Origin of the sequence: Micromonospora sp. NPDC002296 (assembly GCF_040296145.1) — a bacterium.
Taxonomy (GTDB): Bacteria; Actinomycetota; Actinomycetes; order Mycobacteriales; family Micromonosporaceae; genus Micromonospora.
The window spans coordinates 1-2,149 of sequence record NZ_JBEOWQ010000120.1 but is presented as its reverse complement, the minus strand read 5'-3'; the positions used below and the strand labels follow the sequence as shown (position 1 = coordinate 2,149).

1 protein-coding gene is annotated in these 2,149 nt (G+C 77.1%); it reads left to right on the top strand.

What is annotated here, in order from left to right:
- Positions 1-83: 83 nt before the first annotated feature.
- Positions 84-2,149 (top strand): acyltransferase domain-containing protein (locus tag ABT023_RS28965; protein WP_350889865.1); only part of this gene is annotated, 2,066 nt, incomplete at its 3' end.

Here is a 2,149-nt window from a genome sequence, read left to right as displayed (position 1 = left end):
TGTCGGGTGCGGCGGCGTCGGGTGTGGTGTCGTCGGGTCGTCGGGCGGTGTTGTTCACGGGTCAGGGTTCGCAGCGGGTGGGGATGGGTCGGGAGCTGTACGACCGGTTCCCGGTGTTCGCGGAGTCCTTCGACCGGGTGTGCGGGCTGATCGACGCCGAGCTGTCGGGTTCGTTGCGGGACGTGGTGTGGTCCGGCGGGCCGTCGGCCGCGCTCGATCGGACGGTGTTCGCGCAGGCGGGGTTGTTCGCCGTCGAGGTGGCGTCGTGGGACCTGCTGCGGTCGTGGGGGGTGCGGGCCGACTTCCTCGCGGGGCACTCGGTCGGTGAGGTGACGGCGGCGTACGCGGCGGGGATGTTGTCGCTGGAGGACGCGTGTGTCCTGGTGGCGGCGCGGGGTCGGCTGATGCAGGCGTTGCCGGCCGGCGGGGGCATGCTCGCGGTGGGCGCGCCCGAGGAACGGGTGCGCGGGCTGATCGACGAGCTGGGCGCGGCCGTCGACGTGGCGGCGGTGAACGGCCCGGCGGCGGTGGTGGTGTCCGGCGCGCTCGACGAGGTCGAGACGGTGGCCGCGGCCTGCCGGGACCGGGAGTGGCGCACCAAGCCCCTCGCCGTGTCGCACGCGTTCCACTCCCGGCTGATGGAGCCGATGCTCGACGGTTTCGCGTCCGCGCTGGCCGGGCTGACCTGGCGGCCACCGGCCGTGCCGATCGTGTCGAACCTGACCGGCGCCGTGGCGGACCCGGCGGAGATCGCCGACCCCGGCTACTGGGTGCGCCACGTCCGGCAGCCGGTGCGGTTCGCCGACGCGGTCCGCTGCCTGCGGGAACAGGACGTCACGCTGTTCCTGGAGGTCGGCCCCGACTCCGTGCTCACCACGATGGCGCGGGACTGCGTCGAGGCGGCGGACGACGTCCGGTTCGTCCCCACGATGCGGGCCGGGCGGCCCGAGATCGACACGACGCTCGCCGCGCTGGCCGACCTGTACGTCGCGGGCGCGCCCGTCGACTGGGCCGCGCACCTGACCGGGACGGGGGCCCGTCCCCGGCGGACCGAGCTGCCCACGTACGCCTTCGACCACCAGCGGTACTGGCTCAACACCACCGATCCCGCCGACGTCGGGGCACCCGGCCTCGGCGTACGCGCCGTGGACCACCCGCTGCTCGGCGCCGCCGTCACGGTGGCCGCCGACGACGCCCGGATCTTCGGCACGGAACTGTCCGTCCGGACCCACCCGTGGCTCACCGAACACGTCGTCTGGGACTCCGTGGTGGTCCCCGGCGCCGCCCTGGTCGAGCTGACGATGCACGCCGGCACCCGGGCCGGCTGCGACGCGCTGGACGAGCTGACCCTCGAAGCGCCGCTGGTCCTGCCCGAGCAGGGCGCCCGGGCCGTGCAGGTGCACCTCGGCCCCGCCGACGACGAGGGCCGCCGGCCGGTCACCGTCCACTCCCGGGCCGCCGGGGACCCCGACGCGCAGTGGACCCGGCACGCCACCGGCTTCGTCGTCCCCGCGCCGCCGGACCGGGCCGACGACCCGTCGCCCTGGCCGCCGGCCGACGCCACGGGCGTCCCCGTCGACTCCGTGTACGCCGAGCTGTCCCGGCTCGGCGTCGAGTACGGCCCGCTGTTCCGGGGCCTCCGGTCGATCCGGCGCACCGCCGACGAGGTGTACGCCGAGGTGGCGCTGCCCGACGGCACGGAGGTCACCGGATTCGGCGTACACCCGGCGTTGCTGGACGCCGCGCTGCACGTCGTCGGCCTGCTCGACGACGACCCCGACGCGACCGGGGTCCGGCTGCCGTTCGCCTGGACCGGCGTCACCCTCTCGGCGGTCGGCGCGACGGCCCTGCGGGTCCGCGCCCGCCGCAGCGGCGGCGGGGTGACCCTGACCCTGACCGACCCGTCCGGCGCCCGGGTCGCCCGCATCGCCTCGCTGGTGTCCCGCCCGGTCACCGCCGACCAGGTCCGCGCCGCCGGCCCGACCACCGACGCGCTGTTCGACCTCGCCTGGCGGGACGTCCCGCCGGCCGACGCCGCGCCGCACCGGGCGGTGGGGCTCGGGGGGGGGGCGGCCGGCCCCGCCGGCCGGCCCCGGTACGGCCGCGGCCGAAAGGCCGCGGCGGGGGCCGCCGGGCGGCGCGCCCCCGG